Here is a 22740-nt window from a genome sequence, read left to right on the forward strand (position 1 = left end):
TCACGGAACGTCATCAATCGGACGTCCATGCTTCCAGGCGCGACACCCGCCCGTCGGACGGCAACACGACCCTGATCCGGCACCCGTACAGCGACTCCGCGACCGCGATCTCGCCGCCGTGCAGATCCACCGCCCAGCGCGCGATCGCCAGCCCGAGACCGGTCCCGCCGCCCTCGCGCCGGCCCCCCGCGCCGCGGTACGGCACCGCGGCCCCCTCGCCGCCGATCGCCGACCGGTCGCCGCCCCGGATGAAGCGCTCGAACACGCGCGTACGCTCCTCGCGCGGAATGCCCGGCCCCTGGTCCTGCACCTCAAGGCGCAGGCTGCCCGGCCCCTCGTCCTGGTGCGCGTGCAGGCTGACCCGGCCGCCCGGCGGCGAGTGGCGGCAGGCGTTGGCCAGCAGGTTGCTGACCACCTGGTGCAGCCGCTCGGTGTCCGCGACGGCCTTGAGCGCGGCCGGCTCGACGTCGACCACGAACACCACGTCGTGGCCCAGCGCCTCCGCCTCGCGCAGCACCGATTCCAGGAACGGCCGCACCGCGAACTCGCGCGGCCGCAGCGGCACGACCCCGGCGTCCAGGCGCGACAGGTCGAGCAGGTCCGCGACCAGGCGGCCCAGCCGCTCGGTCTGGGTGAGCGCCTGGCCCAGGTGCTCCTTGTCGGGCTCCTGGACGCCGTCGACCATGTTCTCCAGCAGCGCCTGGAGGCCCGCGATGGGCGTGCGCAGCTCGTGCGAGACGTTCGCGACCAGTTCGCGCCGGTGCCGGTCGACCTGTTCGAGGTCGGACGCCATGCGGTTGAACGCGCTCGCGAGCTGCCCCACCTCGTCGCGCGAGGTGTCCCGCACCCGCCGCGAGTAGTCGCCGCGTGCCATCGCGCGCGCCGCGGCGGTCATCTCGCGCAGCGGCGAGGTCATGCCGTGCGCGAGCAGCAGCGTCACGGACAGGCAGGCCAGCGACGTGACGACGAACATGTACCGGAACTGCACTTCGGCCCGCAGCCCGAGGATCATCAGCAGGGTCGAGACGAACACCGAGGTGACGACCAGCACCCCGAGCTTCGTCTTGATCGACCGCAGGGGGTCCAGCGGCCGGGCGTTCATCCACGTGGGCCGGGGCACGGGGGTCACCCGGCGAAGGGCGTGGACGGGCCGGGGACGGTGCCGGACGGCGTACCGGGCGCGGTGCCCGAGGTTCCGGGCGTGCCGGGCGTCTCCAGCGCGTACCCGACCCCGTGCACCGTCCGGATCCACTCCGCGCCCAGCTTGCGGCGCAGGGCCTTGATGTGGCTGTCGACGGTACGTGTGCCCGACGCGTCCACCCAGTCCCACACCTCCGCCAGCAGCTGCTCCCGCGACAGCACCGCGCGCGGCCGGGACGCGAGGCAGACCAGCAGGTCGAACTCGGTCGGCGTCAGGTGCACCTCCGCGCCGTCCAGGTGCACGCGGCGCTGCGTACGGTCCACGCGAAGTGCGCCGAGCCGCAGCGTCTCGGGCGCCGACTGCCGCGCGGCGGCCTCGGCCCGCTCCATCCGCCGCAGCAGCACGTGCACGCGCGCGACCAGCTCGCGCATCGAGAACGGCTTGGTCATGTAGTCGTCGGCCCCGACCGCGAGCCCGACCAGCAGATCCGTCTCGTCGTCGCGCGCGGTCAGCATGAGCACGGGTACGGCCGGGTGCGCGGCGTGGATGCGGCGGCACACCTCCAGGCCGTCCAGCCCCGGCAGCATGACGTCGAGGACGACCATGTCCGGCCGCGTCTGCTCGGCCAGCGCGACCGCGGCCGGGCCGTCCGTCGCCACCGCGGTCCGGAACCCCTCGGCGCGCAGCCGCGCGGCGACCGCCTCGGCGATGGTCGGCTCGTCCTCGACGACCAGGACGAGGCGCTGCTCCCCGGGGCCGGCCGCGGCTCCGGCCGTCGCCGCGGTGGTTGAGGAGTGCGGCGGGGCGGACGACGACGGGGACGCGTTGTGGTCGGTCATGGACCGCAGCGTACGGAGGGAACACCCGTGTCCGTACAGAGGTTGAGACCTTAGGGGACGGGCTCCGTCCTCAGGCGGATGTGCGCCCCATGGCCCGGCTCGTAGTCTCGGGTAGGTCCTCGGGGGTGTCCCGAAGCCGCGGATTCCCCGGGAAAGCGGCAACCGAATTCGGCCTCGCGGTGTCTGAGAGATTGCGGGCCGAAGGCCGCTGATTGTGTTGCAGGTTGACGGCGGGCTTAGGCTGGCCGACGGCCCAAATTCGCCACTTGGTGACTGCGGGCAGTGAAGTGGTTACGAAGACGGCATATCTGACTGTATGTCAGGACGGAGATGGGGGAGCGGTGATCAGCAGACTCAAGGCGAGGGCGAGCAAGCAGCCGGCTCTCTCCGTCACTGCCGTACCTGCCGCGAAAGTCGCCGAGCCCAAGCCGCTCACCGCGGAGGAGATCGCCGCGGCGAAGCGCGCCAAGCGCATCGGGTACGCGCGCGACGCCTTCCGCGAGCTGCTGCTCGTCGCCGCACTGTTCCTGGTGTACAAGTTCGGACGCGGGTTGGCGTCCGGCGAGACGAGCACGGCCGTCAACAACGCCAAGGAGATCCTGACCCTCCAGAACACCCTGCGACTTCCGGACGAGTCTGTCGTCCAGGAGTGGTGGATCCAGTCGGCGTGGCTGCGGGGGTTCGCCAACCAGTACTACGCCTGGGTGCATTTCCCGGTGACTGTGGCGTTCCTGATCTGGCTGTGGGTCCGGCACCGCGACCACTACAAGTGGATAAGGAATCTGCTGGCGATAATGACCGGCGTCGCGCTGGTCATCCACATTCTTGTGCCGCTGGCTCCGCCCCGGCTCATGAACGAGTACGGCTACAAGTTCGTCGACACCGGCATGGCCGACGGCACCTCCCCCTACTCCGGCGCCGGCGCCAAGATCGCCAACCAGTACGCGGCGATGCCCTCGCTGCACTTCGGCTGGGCCATCGTCGTCGCGATCGGCGTCATGGCCGTCTGGTGCAACCGCGACCCGCTGCGCCGCGCGGGCAGCAAGATCATCTGGCTGCACCCGGCGATAACGCTCCTGGTCATCGTCGTCACCGCCAACCACTACTGGCTGGACGCGTTCGTCGCGACCCTCCTGCTGGCCGTCGCGATGGTGATCGTCCCCTTCCCGGACCGCTCGCCGCACGCGAAGCTGGTCCGGATAATCCCCGCGCCACGCGTTCCCGTGCGCTGACCGCGCCGCTGAGAGCGACGTACTGCGGGCGTAACCGCAACGAACCCGAGAGCCCGTGCGAGCCCCGCTCGTACGGGCTCTTCCGTGCCCGGTCCAGCGCGCGACCCGCCCGCCGACGCACCATCATCGGGGGTATGGCTGACGCGGCGCGGGTGGGCGAGATCAGGTACGGCTCGGCGACCGGCCGGTGGATCCTGCTCACCACCGTGCTCGGCTCCGGCATCGTCATGCTGGACGGCACGGTCGTCAACGTGGCGCTGCCGACCATCGGCCGGGACCTGGACACGTCGGTGTCCGCGCTCCAGTGGATCGTCAACGCGTACACCCTCACGCTCGCGGGCCTGATCCTGCTCGGCGGCGCGCTCGGCGACCGCTACGGGCGCCGCAAGGTCTTCGTGATCGGCGTCGCATGGTTCGCGGTCGCCTCGCTGCTGTGCGGCATCGCGCCGAACGCCGAGATGCTGATCCTCGCCCGTGCCCTGCAAGGCATCGGCGGGGCCCTGCTGACACCCGGGTCGCTGGCCATCATCCAGGCGACCTTCCACGCCGACGACCGGCCGCGCGCGGTCGGCGCGTGGTCCGGGCTCGGCGGCGTGGCGACCGCGATCGGGCCGTTCCTGGGCGGCTGGCTGGTCGACTCGGTCAACTGGCGATGGATCTTCCTGATCAACCTGCCGCTCGCGGCGGTCACCATCGCGGTGGCGCTCAAGCACGTGCCGGAGACGTTCGACGTCCGGCAGTCCGGCCGCTTCGACATCGGCGGGGCGGCCCTCGCGGCGCTCGGCCTGGCCGGGGTGACGTGGGCGCTCATCGTCGCGCCGGACTCGCTGCCGACCGCGGTGATCGCCGGGATCGCGGGCATCGCGGCGGGCGTCGCGTTCGTGGTGGTCGAGCGGCGCGTACGCGAGCCGATGCTGCCGCTGGACGTCTTCTCGTCGCGCCAGTTCACCGCCGTCAACGTGGTGACGCTGTGCGTGTACGCCGCGCTCAGCGCGGTCCTGTTCTTCCTGGTCCTGCAACTCCAGACGGTCTCCGGTTACTCGCCGCAGAACTCCGGCCTCGCGACGCTGCCCATCACCGTGCTGATGCTGCTGCTGTCCGCGCGGGCGGGCGAGCTGGCCAAGCGAGTGGGGCCGCGTCTGCCGATGACGGTCGGGCCGCTGCTGTGCGCGGGAGGGCTGCTGCTCATGCTGCGGATCGGGGCGGACGCGCCGTACATCACCGAGGTGCTGCCGGGTGTCGCGCTGCTCGGCCTGGGGCTGTCGGTGACCGTGGCCCCGCTGACCGCGACCGTCCTGGCGTCGGTGGACGTGGCGCGGGCGGGCATCGCCTCGGGCGTCAACAACGCCGCCGCGCGGGCGGCGGGCCTGTTGGCGGTTGCGGGCCTCCCGGCGATCGTCGGCATGACCGGGGACGGGTACCGCGTCCCGTCGACGGTCGACTCGGGCTTCGACAAGGCCATGTGGATCTGCGCGGGGCTGCTGGTGCTCGGCGCGCTGCTGGCGTGGTTCACGGTGCGTTCGGACGCGTTGGAGGCGGCGCCGGACGAGGCACCGCACGCGGAGCCGGCGTGCAAGACCAATTGCGCGGTGGGGGCGCCGCCGTTGGAGGGGGACGTGTCGGCGGTGCAGTCGGGAGCGCGGGGCGAGCGGGGAGCTGCCGACTCGGACCTCTGACGCGTGGGGGTCTGATGCGTGGGCCTCTGACGCGGGGGTGTCTGGTGCGGGTGCCGCCCGGCCGACCGCCGGTTCAGCCGATCTCGGCAGGGCGGAACGGCGCGCCGGGCGGGGGCTTGACGGCCTGCCACGCCCAGCGGTCGATCGGCCGGTCGTCGAGCAGGAGAAACAGCGCGCCCTTGAGTGCCCGATAGCGCGGGTCCTGGACGCGCTCGGCGAAGGTGCGGCGGTCCGGCGTCGGGCCGATCTCCGCGTACGCCGCCCGCGCCGCCGCCATCCGGTCCGCGTGGGCGCCGCGTAGGCGCGCCGCGGTGTCGAGGACCCAGGTGCGGAACTCGTCCGGCATGCGATCGAACAACTCGGCGACCTCGGCTCCGGCCGCCAGGGCCTCCCACACCGAGCGCTCCGTGGTGTGGGTCATCGCGCCGTGCAGGCGTACGTAGTCGGCCAGCTTGATTTTCACGCGCAGGCCGGACGCGAAGCGTACGACCCAGCCCTCGGCCTGGACGCCGGACAGCGCGTCACCGTCCAGCCCCCGGCTGTCGTGCGCGAGGCGCAGCAGTTCGTCGAGCGAGCCGACCGTGTGCGGGCGTACGACCGCCGCGTCGCCGCCCGTCGTGCGCCACGCCTCCGCGGCCCGGGCGAGCGGCAGTTCGCCGCCGTCCGGGCCGAACGCGCCGAGCAGGACCATGCCCTCCCGGTCGCCGTTGTCGACCACGATGCGGTTGCCGGGGTGGATGATCTCGGCGAGGTACGTCGCGCCCGGCCGCAGCCCCGAAGTGTCGCGCCCGTCCAGCCACTTCCGGCCCCACACGGCCTGCTCGGACGCGAACGCCGACTTGGTCGCCACGTGCCAGCGGTCGGCGAAGTGGAAGACGATGCCGAGGCTGCCGTCGAGTTTGTCGTAGACCTCGAACGGCTCGTCGGTCGGCAGCGGCGGCGCGAACGGCGAACCGGCCTGGTGCTGGTCGGCGTTGAAGAACTTGCGGAACGGGTGCGCGATTATCTCGCCGGACGTGTCGTCGACGACGAGGCCGCGGCACCAGGCCGTGACTGGCGTCCAGTGATTGGAGAAGACGCAGCGAGGGGTGTACGCGTACACCGACAGGGGGAGTGCCGGGTGGGGCGTGCGCCGGACGTGACCGGCGGCGACCTCGGCGGCGAGTTCGTCGGGTGGGAGCAGGTCGGAGAGCGGGCGCCAGGTAGGTCGTGTGGTCGTCGTGGACGGCTCGGACCACGTGGACATGGAACCCCCTCGTCGGCACCGGCGGGCGACGGTCGGCACCGGATGGGGCCCGATTATGGGTGCGGCTTCGGGGGTCGCGCGCGGGGTTTTCGGGGCGGTGACGGGCGTCCGATGGTCGGGGGCCGTCAGAGACCGGTCAGATGATCGGTGTCCAGGCGCAGCGTCTGGTGGTCGGTGCTCGCGCAGCCCGCGTGGTCGACGGGGAGTGGGCCGCCGAGGTGGAACGCTTTGCCGAGGTCGCGTCCGCTCTCCCCGCAGTCGGACTGGAGCGCGAGGTTTTTGAGCAGCGGTTCGGCGGCGGCCTGGCCGGGGGCCGCCTGGGCGGATCCGGCGGAGGCGAGTCCGGCGGCCGCGGCGGCGGCGACGAGCGGTGGCACTACGAGGCGATTACGCATATTGGGTTCTTTCTTGGTCTTTGATGTGTCTGGTCCGTTTCTAGTGGACAAACGGCGAGTGCCCGCGAGGTATCGGCCACCGGTGGGCGTGTCGGTGCCCGGTTCCGTTGCGGATACCGGCGGGGTGCCGCGTACCGTCCGAGGCGCGGCTCCAGGGCACCTGGACAAAGGCCGAAACAACCACGCACTCACAGGAACGGAACCATGAGCCCGCAGGACATGAAGCGCTTCAACGACGCGCTGATCGCCGAGTTCAGGGCCAACGGCGGTCGTCTCGGCGGGGCGTTCGAAGGGCGCCAGATGCTGTTGCTGACCACGACCGGCCGCAAGTCGGGCGTGCCGCGTACGTCCCCGCTCGCGTACTCGGGCGGCGGCACACAGTACGTCGTCACCGCCTCGAACCGCGGCTCCGACCGGCACCCGGAGTGGTACCGCAACCTGCTCGCCGACCCGGCCGCGCTCGTCGAGGCCGGGGGCCGGACGGTCGTCGTACGGGCCACCGAAGTCACGGACCCGGCCGAGCGGGACCGCCTCTGGACGGCGCACAAGGCGCTTGTGCCGTCCTTCGGCGACTACGAGGCCGCGACCGCGCGGACGATCCCCGTGCTGGTGCTCGAACCCCTCGCCGGGTAGCGCCGGGCGGCCCCCGTACGGTGGTCGCCACAGGACCGGACCCTCGCGCGGCCGGTACGGCGGAGGAAGGCGGGGCAGGGACATGGGTGCACGACAGGTGGACACCGGCGTCGCCGGGCTGGTCCTCGGCGTCGAGGACGGCGTCGCGACGCTGCGCATCGACCGGCCCGAGGCCCGTGGGGCGCTGACCGCGGCCATGTGGTCCGCGATCCCCGGCATCCTGGCCGGCCTGGAGGCGGACCGCGAGGTACGCGTGCTCGTGCTCACCGGCACCGACAACGTGTTCTCCGCGGGCGCGGACATCCGCGAACTCCAGGGCCACTACGCCACTCCCGAATCGGCCGACGCGTACCACGCCCTCAACGCCGCGGCCGAACAGGCGCTCGCCGCCTTTCCGAAGCCGACCATCGCTTTCGTACGCGGCGCGTGCGTGGGCGGCGGCTGCCAACTCGCCGTCGCCTGCGATCTGCGCTTCGCCGACGCCACCGCGCGCTTCGGCGTCACCCCGGCCAAGCTCGGCATCGTCTACGACTCGGGATCGACCGCCCGCCTGGCCCGCCTCGTGGGCGTCGCCACCGCCAAGTACCTGCTGTTCTCAGCGGAGTTGATGGACAGTCAGCAGGCTTTGCGGGTGGGCCTGGTGGAAGACGTCTTCCTGCCGGACGACGCCGAGGAGCGCGTGTACGCCTTCGCCCGCACCGTGGCGTCCCGCTCCCAACTCACCGTACGCGCGGCCAAGGACCTGCTGGCGACCCCGACTCCCGACCCCGAACGCGTTCAGGCGTGGGAGCAGCGCTCGCGGGCGTCGGCGGACGTACGTGAAGGCCTGGCGGCGTTCACCGAGCGCCGAGCCCCCGACTTCACGTGGGGAACCGATTAGGTCGTGCCCCTCGGCACTGTCGGACGGCAGGTGTCGTGCGGGCTCTGTGACAGTTGCTGCGCCGGGCGTTCATGCGTCGTCGGCCGTGTCGACGAACTCGGCACCGATTTCGGCCAGTCGCGAGGCGGCGTACGACGCGTCGATCAGCGCTTCGGGGGTGTGGACGCCCGGCTGCACGCTTTCGCCGCGCAGCCCGAGCAGCCGCTCGACGCCGAGGGCGATCCCCACGGCGGTCAGCGGTCGCTGCCCTTCCGGATGCACGAGGTAGCTGTGCAGGCGACGGGGCTCCCCGCCCGGGCCCGTGCCTTCGACGTCGATCCGGACCTCGATCGAGGCTGGACCGCCGCGTCGCCGACCCGCGGACTCGCCGACAGAGAAGTCGAAGCGGACGTTCGGCGCCCCCGTCGCGAGGGCAAGGCTCGGCACGTCGAGGATGGCGATGCTCTGCCCGGGCACGAGGATGCCGTCGATGCTCCGCACCTGCGTCCGTGCGTCCGGTTCGGCAATCCAGGTGAACACGCCGTCGTGGCGCACCAGTCCGGCCGAGGTGGCGGTGGCCCATCGCTCCAGATCGGCCAACCCTGCGGGGCCGCCGGCATCCAGCTCGTCCAGGACCGCACCGATCCGTATCGAATCGATCCGCTCGAACTCCCTGGTGGCGTGCAGCGTTGCCAGAACTCCGACTCCCGCGCAGAAATGGCTGGCCACCAAGACCGTTGAGCTGTCCGGGCGTTGGGCGCTCGCGACGATCTCCGGTGCGATGTCGACCAGGCCGCTGGAGATGCTCAGGTAGGGAAGTCCGCGTTCCTGCGCGTACCGCAGTCCGTTCAGGCGGTCGTCCCACAGGGCGGCGACAACGGCCGAGTATTCCCCGTCGGCCGGAAGGCCGAGGTCCCCGCGGCGCAAATCGACGATTGTGGCGGTAGCCGCGCCGAGTTCGTCCGCGACCCCCTGCGCGCGGCCGAGGTCGCGGCCCGCGATCGTCAGCGGCAGTTCCGGGTGCCATCGGCGCAGCGCGGTAGCGGTGCCCGCGCCTGCCTGCCCCGAACCGCCGAGGATCAGAACCGAGTTGCGCTGTCCCATGGTGAGTCTCCTTCGTCGCCACTAACCTACATTTTGTAACCTACGCTTTGTAGCATAGCCTGGGAGGCGACAGCAAGGCTGTGAAGCGACGGCAAGGGAGAGCCATGGCGAGCACATCGACCCGCTTGTCCAAGCCGGCCAGGCGGGAGCAATTGCTCGACACCGCCGCGGCGATCGTGCGCACCCAGGGCGCCGACGGGCTCACGCTGGTGACCCTCGCCGAGGCCGCGGGCGTGAGCAGGCCGATCGTGTACGACCACTTCGGCACCCGGTCCGGCCTGCTCCTCGCGCTCTACCGGCGGCTGGACGAGGTCCACCGGGCTGCGGTGACGCGGGCACTGCAAGCCGCCGCGCCCGCCGCCGAGGAGGTCGCCCGCGTCATCAGCGCCGCGTACTTCGCCTGCGCCACCGACATGCCAGAGCTCAACGCCGTGTCCGCGGCGCTGAAGGGCAATCCGGAAATGGAGGCGGGCCGGCAGGAGATGGCCGACAACTACGTGGGCCTGATGGCCGACGCGCTGCGGCCGTACGCGCACCTGAAGCCCGACGCTCTCCGCCTGTCCTGTGCCGGAGCGCTGGGCGCCGCCGAGGCACTCGCAGGCGAACTGAACCTCGGGCGGGCATCCGCGGATGAGGTGGTAACAGCCCTGTCAGGTCTGATTCTGGGCAGCCTCAAAGCAGGGGTCGACAGATAGCACCGCTACCGCGACCGCTTCGGCGGTGGTACGTGCGTTGATCGGCGGCTATTCGACCTCACGCACGAGTTCGATCGCGCGGGCCAGTGTGTGCAGGCGGTCTTCCAGCGTGGCTCCCGACGGGTACATGCGTACGGTCGTGACTCCGCAGGCGCGCCACGCTCGCAGGCGTTCGCGCACCATGTCCTCGGTGCCGATGAGGGTTGTGGCGAGGACCATTTCGTTGGTTACCAAAGCCGCGGCGCCGTTGCGGTCGCCGGACTGCCAGCGGTGGCGTACCTCGGCTGCGACGTCGGCCCAGCCCTGTCGGCTGTAGGCGTCGTTGTAGAAGTTGGTGCGGCCGGAGCCCATGCCGCCCAGCGAGAAGGCCAGTTCCTTTTTGCGGCTGTCGACGTACGTCGCCAACTCCTCGTCGTCGCGGGCGAAGTACACCTCCGCGCCCTGGCACACATCGAGGTCGGCGCGCGTACGGCCGCTCGCCGCCAGGCCCGCGTCGAGGTGGGTGAAGTACGCGTGCGAGCCGTCCGGGACGAAGCTGGTGCCGAGCCAGCCGTCCGCGATCTGGCCCGTGAGTTCGAGCATCTTCGGGGACATCGACGCGAGGTAGACCGGCACGTCGATCGGCGGCATGCTCACGCGCATCGGCCGACCCTCACCGCCCGGTAGCGGGATCGTGAACGCCTCGCCCTGGTACGCGACTTTCTCGCCCGCGCACACGCTCCGCACGATCTCGACCGTCTCGCGCATGCGTGTCAGCGGCCGGGCGAACGGCACGCCGTGGAGGCCCTCGACGACCTGCGGCCCGGATGGTCCGAGGCCGAGCAGGAAGCGCCCCTCGCTCATGTGCGCCAGAGCCATTGACGTCTGCGCGACGGACACCGGTGTCCGGGTGCCGAGTTGGATGACGCCGGAGCCCAGCAGCATGCGATCGGTGCGGGCGGCGAGGTAGCCCAGAACGGACGGGGCGTCGGAGCCCCACGCCTCCGCGACCCAGCACACGTCCAGGCCCAACTTCTCGGCCTCAACGGCGAATTCCGCGGTATCCCGCCAATTGCCGCCACCTGGGCCTTCGATGGTCGTCGCGGTGCGTATCGTCACGTCCGATCCTCGGCCAAGTCCTTGATCGCGGCGAGGTTGACCGTGATGGCCGCCTCCAACTCACGCAGCCGAACGAACACGATCTTCTGCTCCTTGTCCGGCATCCGCTCGATGGCGATGCTCACCCCCGAACGTCCGGGCCCCATCTGCGCCCATTGCTCCAGCAAGGTTCCCGTGCCGTCCGGGCGCAGTGTGAACCGCCAGGTGGCGGTGGGCACTTCCGGATCTGTGACTGCCCACGTAAGGCGCCGTGGCGCTTCGCATTCGGTGATGTACGACGTGGTCCGCCACTCGCCGAACGCGTCGTGCCGGTTGTCGCCCGCGAAAGCGTTCCCCACGGCGGGGCCGTTGGCCCCGTCGAGCCATTCCACGGACAGGAGTTCGCTGCTCAGCCGGGGCAACAGGTGGATGTCGGAGACCAGTTCCCACACGCGTTCGGGGGACGCCTCGATGTACGTCTCGACCGCCACCGTCGGCTGGTCCGCGTAGCGCTGGCCGGTCCACTCCACTGGGACTCCCTTTGTCGTACCCGCGAGGAACTTTCTGACCAGCAGAGTTGTCTAGATGGACTGACTCGTCAAGACCGTAGGGTGGGGGACATGAGACGGACGTCATTCGCGAACTGGCCGTGCACGGTCGCCCGCACCATGGATCTGCTGGGCGACTGGTGGACGCCACTCGTGCTGCGCGAGGCGTTCTACGGCATCCGCAGGTTCGACGAGTTCCAGCAGGGCCTGGGGATCGCCCGCACCACACTGTCGGATCGACTGAAGACGCTTGTCGACGAAGGTCTGATGGAGAAGCGTGCGTACCAGGCGGAACCGGTGCGCTACGACTACGTGTTGACTGAGAAAGGAGAGGACTTCTTCCCGGTGCTCGTGGCCATGATGCGCTGGGGCGACCGCTGGACGACGGACGAGTCGGGCCCGCCGGTCCTTGTGCACCATGACCCCTGCGGGAACGTCACGGAGCCGGACGCGCACTGTGCGTCGTGCGGGGAGCGGCTGCGCTTCGAGGACACATCGATGCGCATGGGCCCCGGGTATCCGGCGAGGTTGGCGAAGCGGCCGGACGTCCAGGAGCGCTTCGCCAGGCAGGCGGCGAAGTCGCGCCACGAGCGGCAGGATGACCAGAAATGACCGTTAAATATGGATCTGTCGGTGCGTGAGTGCTTGACTTGAAGGGTCGACTTCTCCGACGCGTTGCCGACGGTGAGGAGCAAGATCATGCCTGTGTTCATGGACGTGCACCGCAACATGCGGGGGATCAGCGCCGACGATCTGAAGGCGGCCCACCAGCAGGACCTCGCGCTCCAGGACATGGAGCACGTGGAGTTCAAGCACGCGTGGGCCGACCCGGAGTCCGGGATGGTGTTCTGTCTGGCCGAGGGGCCGGATGCGGACGCCGTACGCCGCGTCCACGCGATGGCCGGCCACCCGGCGGACGACGTGTACCCGGTCACGCTCGAAGTGTGATGCGCGCGGTGTGACCCGCGCGGCGTGATCCGCGCGTACGAATAATCCGTGCCGCGAGCGCGCCGATCGGTGAGGATCGGGTCATGGAGCCTGTGAACCTCACCGCCGCCCTCGCCTCGTTCGACGACGTCTACAGCCCGCGCATCGTCGCGCGCATGAACGACTACGACGTGCGCATCGCGCACACCCTCGGCGACCACGTCTGGCACGTGCACGAGGACACCGACGAGTTCTTCCTCGTCCTTGACGGCCGCTTCGACATCGCGCTGCGCGAATCCGACGGGACCGAGCGAACCGTCGTCCTGACCAAGGGGGACACCTTTGTCGTCCCCAAGGGCACCGAGCACAAGCCGACTTCGCCCGGCGGGTCCATCCTCATGTTCGAGCCTTCCGGCACTGCAACGACTGGCGACCGCCACGAGGGCGACATCCCCGACCACGTCGACAGCACGACAGGCCACGATTTGGCGCTCTGACATCGCGCCGGCGGGGACTGTGTGTTCCCTGCCCCCCATTTAGTAGCCATGTATAGTATTTTGCATGACGGACGACCAGCCTACGCCCAAGCCCTTGAGCCCCACTCCCGGCTTCCTGGTCTGGCGGCTCTCCATGAAGTGGCGCGTCGCCGTCGACCGCACCCTGGCCCCGCTGGGCCTCACCCACGCCCAATACGCGCTGCTCGCCTCGCTGTTCGGCATGGCACGAGAGGGCCTGAGCCCGACGCAGCGCGAGCTCGCCGACCACGCCGGCCTGGAGGCCCTGTACGTCTCCAAGCTCGCCCGCACCCTGGAAGCCGACGGCCTGATCGAGCGCACCCGCGACGCCAAGGACACCCGCGCCATCCGCCTGGCCTTGACCGGACAGGGTCGCGAGAAGACCCAGGCGGCGATCAGCGTCGTCCACGAACTCCTGGACCGCCTCGTTGCCCCCCTCGGCGGACTCAGCGGTCCCGAGACGCGCGAGTTCTCCTATCACCTGCGGGTGCTGCTCGACGTCCCTCCGAGCGTGTAGGCGTCGCACGCCGAATCAATCCTCGCGAGGCTGCGGATCAGCACTGCTCGCAATTATCCTGCGTTCAATAGGGTGGCCAGGAGTGGATATTGGTCGCTACATGGAGAATGCCTATCCAATCTATTGGATCGAAGGTCAGTGTCACATGTCAATGGACACTGACCAAGATTCTTTTTGTATGCGCGCAGACGTCCCGAACGCCCGAATGAGAGCATACGTGCAGGTCAGGAGGGTTGCTCCAAAGCGTCCTGATCTTCTGTCGCACGACATGCGGCGCCTCACCCGGCCATTGTCGGCGCATCTCCTCTGGGATTTCATGATCGTTTCTTGGCGGCCGTTCTGCAGGGCGAGGGGCGATCGACATGAATGGTGACACGTGTCGACCTAAATTGATGGTCATCAGCGCTTGACATGCCGCGCGAGTAGAGGCACATTTCCGATGCTCACGACGTTTGTCGATCGTGGGCAGAAGTGCCAGGGCGTGGGGAAGTACGACGCCGCAGTGGGGCGGTCGGGGTGCACCCATGTGCTGGGGGATCGGTGCCGCCGGGGCGGGGGAGCAGCGGATGACCGCAGTTGGGCGCGGGCGGTGCGTATACCGGATCTGCCGCGTCGCGGACCGGCGCTCAATTTGGTCGGCTGCCGGTCGCAGACCAGGTCGTCCGTACGGCCGCATTGGATATTCGGGCCGTTTCGCAGGGAGTTTGAAACTATTCCTGTCAATAATTAATCCCGGACTGTCGGACGGGCCTTCGTTCGATGTCGGCGGCACCTTCGAGGCCGGGCTGCCATTGCGCGCGACGGCGCTGTCGGCGCGGCTCATGAGAAGGCCGTGTGGTCTTTTCGTGGAATGCTCTGAAAATGCCGCGAGCGTGCCCCCCGCCGGGTTTCCCCGGACGGGAGGCACGCTGCCGTGCGTGGGGTGCCATCTCTCATTGATCAGGAGTTCGGGCGGTCGCGGAGCCCGATTCTCCGGCAGACGTGTTGCGACGTCGTTCGGGAAACGACTCCGTGGTGGATCAGGGCCAGGTGAGCGTGGCGTCCGAGGTGACAGTGCAGGTGACGTCCGGGACCCCGGCCGCGGGCGGCACGTCGATGACCAGCGTGTCCGCCGGACCCGGGGTGGCATCGCGGATGTCCGTGGACGTTACGCTCGACGAGCCGCTGAAGTCCTCGAACAGCAGGACCTCGTCCTCCAGTACGGCAATGGTCGAGCCGACGTAGGAGCCGTTCGAGGTGGTGAGGGTAACGGACAGGCCGGACGGGACGTCCGCCGGGGCCGTCACCGTGGTGGTCAGCATGAAGTCGCCGCCGGCGCCGTAGGTTTCCAGCGTGGCGCTGCCGTTGCCGTACCCGCCGTCACAGCTGAAACTGACGGTCTGGGTGTTCGCCATCGCGGGCGGTGCCATTGCCAAGCCGAGCACGACGGCGCCTGCGGCGGCGCCGATTGCCGAGAAAGTGCGATTGCGGATCATCGAAAGAATCTCCTGTTCGCGTGCTTTCCGAAAGGTTGGGTGACCGGCCGGCGACGATGCGTAGGCAATGTCGCCGTACGGTGTCGATCTACGCCCATTGCGGCGGATAACCCGGGATGCATCCGAGGCCCGAGGAGGGCGGTTCGTAGTTCGGGTGGAGCAGGGCTCCGGAGCCATCCACCCGAACTCGTCACGCTATCCAGTAAGCCCAGCTTCCGGATGACTGTCAATAGGATGGTCAAAGTATTTTGTCGACTCTCCAGTTGCCTTTTGATCGACATCGAAGCGGCTCGGGGGGAGGGTTTATGAATTTCGATCTTGGTGACACGTGTCCGGTTAATCAGCCGGATTTAGGCTATTGACTTCGTGGCCTCCCGCTGCGAAATTGCGCGATGCTGCGGGATATCTGCCCGCCACCCGGCGACCGGTAGGACGGCCGCGAGACGCAAGGCGCACCAGGCACGACGTATCACCGTTCGAGCGGCAGATGTCCGTGTGCCGCAGACCCACTCACGAAGGAGACGCGATCCGTTGTTGCGAAGACTGACCCATCGCCGGGTTGCCGCATCGACCGTGGCCGGCAGCCTCGCACTGGCAGGCCTTGGTCTGGTGGCGCTCGCCCCGGCTGCCCAGGCCGGCACTGTCACCGCGACCGTGCACTGCACTCTGCCTGCGGGCCAGGGCGAGAGTGAAGGTCCGCAGGACATCACTGTCGAGCTGACCCCGGCGACCGCCGCCCCCGGAGACCAGGTCACCGCGAAGGTGACGCTCGGTCCGGGGCCGGCCAAGAGCACCGTCACCCTGGACGATGTGCTCACCACACCGACCATCGACCTCGCCATGCGTGGCGGAGCGTCCGGCACCGTCACAGTGACGGGCGCCGAGGTTCCCTTGGACGTCGTCACGGGGGAGTCCCCGCCGATCCCGCCGTACGAGGGCAAGTTCACCGTCCCGGCAAGTGCCGATGGCAAGGTCGAGTTCACCGTCAGCAAGATGATCAGCTACACGAAGCTGTTCGGCTCCACATTCCAGACGGTGTGCAACGTCGTGGCCGGTGGAGACCAGACCGTCGCCGAGTTGACGGTCGGTGGCGGCACCGGCGACCAGCCGACGCTGAACGTCGGTTCGCCGTCGGCCTACACCGGAACCGAGATCACGCTGACAGGAACCAAGTACGCGCCGAACGCCACTCCGTCCGCCCAGCTGTGCCAGGCTGACGGAACCGGCTGCAACGCACTGTTCTTCTCGTCGACCAACCTGGCGATAGACGGTTCCGGCAATCTCTCGGGCAAGGCGAAGCTGGCGACCAACGTTCCCGACGGCGACTACCTTGTGCAGGTCGCTGATGGCGCCAAGTCCGCGACCGCGCCGCTGCACGTGAGCAAGTTCGTCCCGTCGGGAGACCCGGTCTGGGATGCACTGTCCCCCGCTTCCGGCCCGGTCGGAACCGTGGTCCAGGTCAGCGGGTCCAACCTGCCGCCCAACACCGCGGTGAGGCTCAACGGTGTGAACGCTTCGGACGGCCTCGAGTCGGGCTCGAAGAACTACACCACCACCGGTGACGGCAAGCTCCTTCCCTCGCCGTACACCATCAGCACGGCAAACACGACCAACATCCGGGCCACGCTGATCGCCACCCCGGGCTCGCCGCGGTACCTCCTGCCGTTCTCCGTCGCGGCCGGCCAGGACTCGCAGGGCGTCAACGTCACCTTCGCGCCCGGTCCGCTGTCGATGTCCCAGGCGGGCAACGCCATCGACTTCGGCTCGGCCACGCTCAACGGTCAGGCGCAGACGCTGAACGGCTCGCTCAACCAGGTGACCGTCGTCGACGCCCGTGGTGGCAACCTCGGTTGGTCGCTGACGGGCACGATGACCGATCTGGTCGCGGGCAACGGCACCGACAAGATCCCGGCCGGGAACATCTCGTGGACGCCGTCGTGCGCCGCGAGCCCGGGCAGCATCAGCACCGTAACCAGCGGTACGCCGGGTGCACTGGGATCCGCCCCGTCCACCCTGTGCACCCAGGCAGCGGACAGCAAGACCACCGGTGGTTCGTTCACGGCTGACGCCGCGATGAAGCTCACCACCCCGGAGTTCGCTGCCGCCGGCACGTACACCGGAACTCTCACCCTGACCCTGGTCTGACTCCGGATGCCCCGCGGGGCATTCTGGACCAGATGAGGAAAAGCGCAGTAAGTAGCACCGCAGGGTTTTCCCGCAAGTGGCACCGACGGGAAAACCCTGCGGCGCCAATGGAGTTTCCGAGTGCAGTATTTGGTGGGCGCCCATCAGCTTGGCGAATGTCTCGTAAATTGAATCAACTGCTGATTGTCTCGGCTCGGTTGCGTCGGCTGACTGAGTGCTGTTGCTGGCTTTCAGTAGCTGGGCCAAATGGCTTTCATATGCGCTCTTGAGATCATCACTGTAGGCCTCTGACCTGCTGAAACGATGTGTTTGGAGGTCTCGCGGGCAGTGAATTTGCGGAAGTCGAATCGAATCTCCATGGCTTCCGCGGTCTCCGCATGTCGCTTTCGTTCAGGAGATGAGAAGAACGCCAGGACGGGGTCGATCTGTTGATTCGACACGTTTCTGTGTCGACATAATGTTGACTTTCTCGCGCGTCTGCGGGAATCTGCGGCAGCACCCTCCGATTTCCGAGTTCGACTCGACCCTAAGGAGTCCGGTGTCTCCGAAAAGAACTCTGCGGGCACGATCCGCAGGCGCTCTGCTGTCAGGTGCCGCGATGCTCTTCGCCGGCGCCGGATTGACGCTGCTGGCACCATCCGCCCACGCGGGGACCGTCACGCCCACGGTGCACTGCGTCCTGCCGGCTGGGCAGGGCGAGGGCACGGGGCCGCAAACCATGACGGTCGAACTGTCGCCGATCGCGACCACCCCCGGCAGTACCGTCCATGCTGTCGTCACCCTCGGCCCGGGACCGACGAACAGCACCCAAACGCTGAACGACGTCCCGACGACGCCGAAGATCAATCTGGCCATGAGCGGGGGCGCCACCGGCAGCGTCACCGTCACCGGAGCCACCACCAACATCGACGTCGTCTCCGGCCAGCCGGTGCAACTCCCGACATTCGAGGGCGACTTCGTCATCCCGTCGAACGCGAACGGTGTCATCTCGTTCACGCCCACGGGGACGACAACCATCACCCAGGTGTTCGGGTCGAACTTCACCACCAACTGCGATGTGACCGCCAACAGCGGCGTCATCGCCACGGTCACGGCACAGGGACCGGGCTCCGGGCAGCCGACGGTCGTTGCGCCTTCAGGCGTGCTGCGTCCGGGCAACGCCGTTGCTCTGAGCGGCAGTGGCTTCCCGGCGAACGCCGCCACCCCGACGCCGTCACTCTGCGACTCGGCCGGCGGCAACTGCAACACGTCGTTGTTCACTGCCAACACCCTCGCTGTGGATGCCAATGGCGTCCTGTCGGGAACCGCGACTCTGGCAGCCGGCGGCATCCCTGACGGCACCTACAAGCTCCAGGTCGCGGCGGGCGGCCAGATCGGTCAGACCACGGTCGTCGTGGAGACCTTTGTCCCGGTCGGCAACCCTGTGCTGTCGCTGAACCGCACCAGCGGCCCGGTCGGTACCGTGGTCCAGGTCAGCGGGAGCAACCTGCCGCCGAATACGCTCGTCCGACTCAACGGCGTGAGCGCAACGGACACGCTGGAGTCGGGCTCGGCGAACTACCGGTCGAACGGAAGTGGCACCCTCGCTCCGTCGAACTACACGATCAGCACGGCCAACACTGCGGCCATACGCGTGACCCTGGTCGCTGTGTCCGGCACCCCGCGCTACCTCCTCCCGTTCACCGTCGCGAACGAGCCGCCCACCCTCGCGGTGAACGAGCCGGTCTCGCACCGCAACGGGACCCTCGCGCTCTCCGGGGTGAACTGGCCTGGAGGTTCCGCTCCCACGGCCGCACTGTGCGACACCGCCGGCAACAACTGCAACGCCGGTTCGCTGACGAACTCGACGCTCGCGATCGCCGCCGACGGCACCCTGAGCGGCACCGTGAAGGTGGGTTCGAGTGTCGCGTACGGCAATTACTCGGTGAAGGTGACTGCGGGCACCGCATCGGCGACCGTCCCGCTGACCGTCCAGAAGCACTCGATCTCGCTGTCCCCCAGCTCCGGCCCGCTGGGCACGAAGACCTGGATCACGGGCGATGACTTCGCGGACTGGGCGTGGATCAAGCTGTACGGCGTGAACGCGGCCGGACAGAAGACCGGTGACTACAACTACGCCGCCGCCGACGGCGCGGGCAACTGGATCACCTGGATGTACCTGAACGACCCGGCCACCGTCCGGATCGTCGCGGAGGAGACCTTCAACTCCAGCAAGAAGGCCTCGGCACCGTTCACCTACACCCCGTAACCACCGTGCGATGACCGTGTGTTGAGCACGGCTGCTCCAGAACGACCATGCGCAATCTGTGCGGCACGCCCGGCAACTCGGGCGTGCCGCACGTCATTTCCGGCTGCTCCGGGGCGGTCCGCGCCGTATCCACGCCGCTTCCCGGGTGGATCGAAGGGGAGAGGTTCTGGTGTCGCAAAGAACAACCCGTCGGCGGACAGTCTCCGCCGCAACGGCCTGCACGCTGCTCGTGGCCGGTCTCGCCACAGCTCTCGCCCCGTCGGCGGGGGCGGACACGGTCACTCCGACCGTCCATTGCACTCTGCCCGCGGGCCAGGGGGAGAGCGAGGGACCGCAGGACGTCACCGTCGAGCTGACGCCCGCGACGGCCGCACCGGGCGAGCAGGTCACGGCCAAGGTGACGCTCGGTCCCGGGCCGGCCAAGAGCACGGTCACGCTGGACGACGTCCCGACGACTCCCACCATCGATCTCGCGATGCGCGGCGGTGCCACCGGCACGGTCACCGTGTCGGGACCCGAGATGCTGCTCGACGTCATGACGGGCGAATCGCCGCCGATTCCGCCCTACGAAGGCAAGTTCACTGTCCCCGCCGGCGCCGCGGGGCAGGTGCAGTTCACCGTCGTGCAAATGGTCAGCCACACCAAGCTGTTCGGATCCACGTTCCAGACGGTGTGCGCGGTCGTGTCCGGCGGCGACCAGGCTGTCGCCCGGTTGACGGTGGAGGACGGCGGAGGCGAGCAGCCGACGCTCGGGGTCGGTTCGCCGAACGCCTACACCGGAACGGAAGCCACCCTGACCGGAGCCAAGTTCGTACCGAACGCGACTCCCGTCGCCGCGCTGTGCCTGACCGACGGAACCGGCTGCAACGAACGGCTGTTCTCGTCGACGAACCTGGCGATCGACGGTGCGGGCAACCTGTCCGGCACCGCGAAACTGGCCGCCGCCGTGCCCGACGGCGACTACCTGGTACAGGTGGCCGACGGGGCGAAGTCCGCCACCGCGCCGCTGCACGTCAGCACGTTCGTGCCGAGCGGGGACCCGATCTGGGATGCCCTGGCCCCCGCGTCCGGTCCGGTCGGCACCGTGGTGCAGGTCAGCGGATCCAACCTCCCACCCAACAGCCCGATCCGGCTCAATGGCGTCAATGCCCAGGGCGGCTTGGAGTCGGGTTCCAAGAACTTCACAACCACCGGTGACGGCAGGCTTGTTGCCGCGCCGTACACGGTCAGCACGCCGAACACCGCGGGGGTCCGCGCCACACTCCTCAACGCACCCGGTGCCCCGAAGTACGTGCTGCCCTTCTCCGTCGCGGCTGCCCAAGGCACGCAGGAGGTCCAGGTCAGTCTGGCGCCCGGTTCGTTGTCGATGGCCCAGGCGGGCAACGGCATCGACTTCGGCACCGCGACGCTCAACGGCGAGGCGCAGACCCTGAACGGCTCACTCAGCCAGGTCACCGTGGTCGACGCCCGCGGCGGCAACCTCGGCTGGTCGCTGACCGGCACGATGACCGACCTGGCGGCGGCGAACGGTACCGAGAGGATCCCGGCGGAGAACATCTCGTGGACGCCGTCATGCGCCGCCACACCGGGCAGTCTGAACGAGATCGCGAACGGTACGGCCGGTCCGCTCGGTTCGGCCGCGAGCATGCTGTGTGCCGTCACCGCGGACGGCCACACCACTGGCGGCAAGTTCACGGCCGATGCGCAAATGGCGCTCACGACCCCGGAGTTCGCCGCCGCCGGCGCGTACACCGGAACGCTCACCCTCACGCTCGTGTGAAGTGGCACATGCGAAGGAGACGTATCCCAGTGTTGCGAAGATTGATGCCCCGGCGGTCATTGGCCGCGACGGCCACGGGCGCGCTGACCGTCGTGGGTCTGGTGGTGTTGGCGGCTCCGGCTGCCGAAGCCGCCCCGATCGAGTACATGTCCCAATGCGTCAACCAGACGCTGCCGCAGTTGCCGATCGACCCGTCGCTGACGAAGATCGAGATCTCGGTCGAGCCGGCGAAGCCCACGTATGCGGTGGGCGAGACGGTCACGGTGCACTGGAAGTGGCTGGCTTACAGCAACGTTCCGCTGAACACACCTGTGGTGACGGAGATCGCCGCGGACTCGACCCTGCCGAAGGGTCAGCTCACGTTGTCCGGCGCCCAGACGACCGAGCTGGACGTCCAAGGTGAACGCAAGAATGCCGCCACCAAGCTCGGGGACCCGCTGATCATCACGGACATGAAGGGGTCTGTCACCCTCACCGGCGCGGGTACCGTCGACTTCACGCCGAAGCAGTATTCGACGTGGACCATGGCGTTCGGTCTCGACTCCGAGACCCGCTGCCTGCCCGTGAGCCCGCCTGCCCCGATCGGTGCGACCATCACCGTTGAGCCCGGACAGGTCGACCTCCCGGAGGTCGAAGCACCCGGGGGTGAGGTCCGTCCGGGGGCCCAAATCGCCCTGGCAGGCAGCAAGTTCACCCCGAACGCCACGCCGCAGGTGTCGTTGTGCCAGGCGGACGGGAAGGACTGTCAGTTGACGAGGTTCTCGTCGAACACGCTGGTCATCGACAACGAGGGCAAGCTGAGCGGCAATGCGACGCTCGCCGCCACCGGTATCGCGGACGGGCAGTGGGTCGTCCGGGTGACCGACGGTGCCAAGGAGGCGCGGGACACCCTGACGGTCAAGGCGTTCGTTCCGGGGGAGCGGACTCTCGTGGCCGAGCCGTCCTCCGGACCTGTCGGGACGACGGTCAAGCTGACCGGCACGAACTGGACGCCGAACGTCAATGTGAACGTCGCCGGCCTGGACGCGAGCGGGTCCATTACCGACAATGTCCTGACCGCGAGGACCAGCCCCGACGGGAACTTCACGCTCGACTACCCGATCGGCAATGGGACGGTTACGCAAATCCGCGCTCGTGAGGGAATCTCCTCCACCAAGCGCGTGATCATCCCGTTCACGGTGACCACGGGCCCGCTCCCCATGGGGCAGCACGTCGATGTGACCCTCGCTCCGGGTGACCTGTCGTTCTCGCAGGCCGGTGACGGCATCAACTTCGGCTCGGCGACGCTGAACGGTGAGGTTCAGACGCTCCAGGCGAACCTGAACCAGGTGACGGTTCTGGACGCTCGCGGCGGCATGCTGGGCTGGTCGCTCACCGGCACCATGACCGACCTGGTCGCGGCGAACGGCACGGACAAGATCCCGGCGGGCAATGTGGCGTGGACGCCGTCGTGCGCCGCGACACAGGGCAGCCTGAGCGAGGTCGCGAACGGTACGCCCAGCGCGCTGGGTTCGAGCCCGGCCGCGCTGTGCAGCCAGGCTCCGGCCAACACGACCACCGGTGGAGAGTTCACCGCGGACGCTCAAATGACGCTCACCACCCCGCAGTTCGCCGCTGCTGGGACGTACACGGGGACGCTCACGCTGACCCTCATCTGATGCCGGCGGCGGTTGTGGGGGGGGGGGGGG

At 68.8% G+C, this 22740-nt stretch carries 21 protein-coding genes; 13 read left to right on the forward strand and 8 right to left on the reverse strand.

The genetic code is table 11. The features are described 5' to 3' along the window. Window positions 1–13: 13 nt before the first annotated feature. Window positions 14–1129 carry a HAMP domain-containing sensor histidine kinase gene (locus ACRX5S_RS26005; RefSeq protein ID WP_436775508.1) on the reverse strand — a complete coding sequence of 372 codons (1116 nt, stop codon included), beginning with the start codon at window positions 1127–1129 and terminating at the stop codon, window positions 14–16. After that, a complete protein-coding gene (locus ACRX5S_RS26010) occupies window positions 1126–1980 on the reverse strand; it encodes a response regulator transcription factor (RefSeq protein ID WP_436775509.1) in 855 nt (284 codons plus the stop codon). The genes ACRX5S_RS26005 and ACRX5S_RS26010 overlap by 4 nt, the downstream gene beginning before the upstream one ends. A gap of 341 nt (window positions 1981–2321) precedes the next feature. Here ACRX5S_RS26010 and ACRX5S_RS26015 point away from each other — a divergent pair, with 341 nt between their 5' ends. Both ACRX5S_RS26015 and ACRX5S_RS26020 read left to right on the forward strand, forming a co-directional pair. Then, window positions 2322–3212, forward strand: coding sequence for a phosphatase PAP2 family protein (locus ACRX5S_RS26015; RefSeq protein ID WP_436775510.1), 891 nt, complete (start codon window positions 2322–2324; stop codon window positions 3210–3212). Between the two features lie 134 nt (window positions 3213–3346). Next, complete coding sequence (locus ACRX5S_RS26020) at window positions 3347–4888, forward strand: MFS transporter (RefSeq protein WP_436775511.1); 1542 nt, start codon at window positions 3347–3349, stop codon at window positions 4886–4888. Window positions 4889–4961: 73 nt separating this feature from the next. Here the strand turns inward: ACRX5S_RS26020 and ACRX5S_RS26025 are convergent, their stop codons facing one another. Together ACRX5S_RS26025 and ACRX5S_RS26030 are read right to left on the reverse strand one after the other, a co-directional pair. Further along, window positions 4962–6134, reverse strand: coding sequence for a T4 RnlA family RNA ligase (locus ACRX5S_RS26025; RefSeq protein WP_436775512.1), 1173 nt, complete (start codon window positions 6132–6134; stop codon window positions 4962–4964). A 125-nt stretch (window positions 6135–6259) separates the two neighbouring features. Then, window positions 6260–6529 carry a hypothetical protein gene (locus tag ACRX5S_RS26030; RefSeq protein ID WP_436775513.1) on the reverse strand — a complete coding sequence of 90 codons (270 nt, stop codon included), beginning with the start codon at window positions 6527–6529 and terminating at the stop codon, window positions 6260–6262. A 204-nt stretch (window positions 6530–6733) separates the two neighbouring features. Between ACRX5S_RS26030 and ACRX5S_RS26035 the strand changes: the two genes are divergently transcribed. Then, window positions 6734–7162, forward strand: coding sequence for a nitroreductase family deazaflavin-dependent oxidoreductase (locus ACRX5S_RS26035; RefSeq protein WP_436775514.1), 429 nt, complete (start codon window positions 6734–6736; stop codon window positions 7160–7162). An 82-nt stretch (window positions 7163–7244) separates the two neighbouring features. After that, window positions 7245–8042 carry an enoyl-CoA hydratase/isomerase family protein gene (locus tag ACRX5S_RS26040; protein WP_436775515.1) on the forward strand — a complete coding sequence of 266 codons (798 nt, stop codon included), beginning with the start codon at window positions 7245–7247 and terminating at the stop codon, window positions 8040–8042. A gap of 69 nt (window positions 8043–8111) precedes the next feature. Here ACRX5S_RS26040 and ACRX5S_RS26045 read toward each other — a convergent pair whose 3' ends face one another. After that, entirely contained in the window at window positions 8112–9125 is a 1014-nt protein-coding gene (locus tag ACRX5S_RS26045) for a saccharopine dehydrogenase (RefSeq protein ID WP_436775516.1), read from the reverse strand. 104 nt (window positions 9126–9229) lie between these two features. On the opposite strand from ACRX5S_RS26045, the gene ACRX5S_RS26050 reads away from it, so the two are divergent. Next, entirely contained in the window at window positions 9230–9820 is a 591-nt protein-coding gene (locus ACRX5S_RS26050) for a TetR/AcrR family transcriptional regulator (protein WP_436775517.1), read from the forward strand. Window positions 9821–9868: 48 nt separating this feature from the next. Here the strand turns inward: ACRX5S_RS26050 and ACRX5S_RS26055 are convergent, their stop codons facing one another. Continuing rightward, window positions 9869–10912, reverse strand: a complete 1044-nt coding sequence (locus ACRX5S_RS26055) for an LLM class flavin-dependent oxidoreductase (RefSeq protein ID WP_436775616.1) — start codon at window positions 10910–10912, stop codon at window positions 9869–9871. A gap of 2 nt (window positions 10913–10914) precedes the next feature. Next, the gene (locus ACRX5S_RS26060; RefSeq protein WP_436775518.1) at window positions 10915–11427 is read right to left on the reverse strand and encodes an SRPBCC family protein; all 513 of its coding nucleotides are present in this window, start codon (window positions 11425–11427) and stop codon (window positions 10915–10917) included. A 90-nt stretch (window positions 11428–11517) separates the two neighbouring features. Here ACRX5S_RS26060 and ACRX5S_RS26065 point away from each other — a divergent pair, with 90 nt between their 5' ends. The 4 genes from ACRX5S_RS26065 (at window position 11518) to ACRX5S_RS26080 (ending at window position 13404) form a co-directional block, all read left to right on the forward strand. Beyond that, window positions 11518–12057 carry a winged helix-turn-helix transcriptional regulator gene (locus ACRX5S_RS26065; RefSeq protein ID WP_436775519.1) on the forward strand — a complete coding sequence of 180 codons (540 nt, stop codon included), beginning with the start codon at window positions 11518–11520 and terminating at the stop codon, window positions 12055–12057. Window positions 12058–12144: 87 nt separating this feature from the next. Next, on the forward strand, window positions 12145–12393 hold the full coding sequence (locus ACRX5S_RS26070; RefSeq protein WP_436775520.1) for an SCO4226 family nickel-binding protein: 249 nt from the start codon (window positions 12145–12147) through the stop codon (window positions 12391–12393). 83 nt (window positions 12394–12476) lie between these two features. Then, entirely contained in the window at window positions 12477–12869 is a 393-nt protein-coding gene (locus ACRX5S_RS26075; RefSeq protein ID WP_436775521.1) for a cupin domain-containing protein, read from the forward strand. A gap of 64 nt (window positions 12870–12933) precedes the next feature. Further along, a complete protein-coding gene (locus ACRX5S_RS26080) occupies window positions 12934–13404 on the forward strand; it encodes a MarR family winged helix-turn-helix transcriptional regulator (protein ID WP_436775522.1) in 471 nt (156 codons plus the stop codon). A gap of 1019 nt (window positions 13405–14423) precedes the next feature. On the opposite strand, the gene ACRX5S_RS26085 is transcribed toward ACRX5S_RS26080, so the two are convergent. After that, a complete protein-coding gene (locus tag ACRX5S_RS26085) occupies window positions 14424–14879 on the reverse strand; it encodes a hypothetical protein (RefSeq protein WP_436775523.1) in 456 nt (151 codons plus the stop codon). A gap of 573 nt (window positions 14880–15452) precedes the next feature. Here ACRX5S_RS26085 and ACRX5S_RS26090 point away from each other — a divergent pair. The 4 genes from ACRX5S_RS26090 (at window position 15453) to ACRX5S_RS26105 (ending at window position 22710) form a co-directional block, all read left to right on the forward strand. Next, the gene (locus ACRX5S_RS26090; RefSeq protein ID WP_436775524.1) at window positions 15453–17024 is read left to right on the forward strand and encodes a WxL domain-containing protein; all 1572 of its coding nucleotides are present in this window, start codon (window positions 15453–15455) and stop codon (window positions 17022–17024) included. Between the two features lie 598 nt (window positions 17025–17622). Then, a complete protein-coding gene (locus tag ACRX5S_RS26095; RefSeq protein ID WP_436775525.1) occupies window positions 17623–19272 on the forward strand; it encodes a hypothetical protein in 1650 nt (549 codons plus the stop codon). Between the two features lie 169 nt (window positions 19273–19441). After that, window positions 19442–21052, forward strand: a complete 1611-nt coding sequence (locus ACRX5S_RS26100) for a hypothetical protein (protein WP_436775526.1) — start codon at window positions 19442–19444, stop codon at window positions 21050–21052. A gap of 29 nt (window positions 21053–21081) precedes the next feature. Then, on the forward strand, window positions 21082–22710 hold the full coding sequence (locus tag ACRX5S_RS26105; protein ID WP_436775527.1) for a hypothetical protein: 1629 nt from the start codon (window positions 21082–21084) through the stop codon (window positions 22708–22710). The last annotated feature ends 30 nt before the right edge of the window (window positions 22711–22740 follow it).

Source organism: Yinghuangia sp. YIM S09857, from assembly GCF_051388915.1.
Lineage (GTDB): Bacteria > Actinomycetota > Actinomycetes > Streptomycetales > Streptomycetaceae > Yinghuangia.

Excerpts from the sequence above, each read along its gene's own strand:
- ACRX5S_RS26085 (WP_436775523.1), bottom strand. The coding sequence starts at position 14,879 with ATGATCCGCAATCGCACTTTCTCGGCAATCGGCGCCGCCGCAGGCGCC.
- ACRX5S_RS26080 (WP_436775522.1), top strand. The coding sequence starts at position 12,934 with ATGACGGACGACCAGCCTACGCCCAAGCCCTTGAGCCCCACTCCCGGC.
- ACRX5S_RS26040 (WP_436775515.1), top strand. The coding sequence starts at position 7,245 with ATGGGTGCACGACAGGTGGACACCGGCGTCGCCGGGCTGGTCCTCGGC.
- ACRX5S_RS26025 (WP_436775512.1), bottom strand. The coding sequence starts at position 6,134 with ATGTCCACGTGGTCCGAGCCGTCCACGACGACCACACGACCTACCTGG.
- ACRX5S_RS26035 (WP_436775514.1), top strand. The coding sequence starts at position 6,734 with ATGAGCCCGCAGGACATGAAGCGCTTCAACGACGCGCTGATCGCCGAG.
- ACRX5S_RS26030 (WP_436775513.1), bottom strand. The coding sequence starts at position 6,529 with ATGCGTAATCGCCTCGTAGTGCCACCGCTCGTCGCCGCCGCCGCGGCC.
- ACRX5S_RS26075 (WP_436775521.1), top strand. The coding sequence starts at position 12,477 with ATGGAGCCTGTGAACCTCACCGCCGCCCTCGCCTCGTTCGACGACGTC.
- ACRX5S_RS26045 (WP_436775516.1), bottom strand. The coding sequence starts at position 9,125 with ATGGGACAGCGCAACTCGGTTCTGATCCTCGGCGGTTCGGGGCAGGCA.
- ACRX5S_RS26010 (WP_436775509.1), bottom strand. The coding sequence starts at position 1,980 with ATGACCGACCACAACGCGTCCCCGTCGTCGTCCGCCCCGCCGCACTCC.
- ACRX5S_RS26070 (WP_436775520.1), top strand. The coding sequence starts at position 12,145 with ATGCCTGTGTTCATGGACGTGCACCGCAACATGCGGGGGATCAGCGCC.
- ACRX5S_RS26065 (WP_436775519.1), top strand. The coding sequence starts at position 11,518 with ATGAGACGGACGTCATTCGCGAACTGGCCGTGCACGGTCGCCCGCACC.
- ACRX5S_RS26020 (WP_436775511.1), top strand. The coding sequence starts at position 3,347 with ATGGCTGACGCGGCGCGGGTGGGCGAGATCAGGTACGGCTCGGCGACC.
- ACRX5S_RS26095 (WP_436775525.1), top strand. The coding sequence starts at position 17,623 with ATGCTCTTCGCCGGCGCCGGATTGACGCTGCTGGCACCATCCGCCCAC.
- ACRX5S_RS26050 (WP_436775517.1), top strand. The coding sequence starts at position 9,230 with ATGGCGAGCACATCGACCCGCTTGTCCAAGCCGGCCAGGCGGGAGCAA.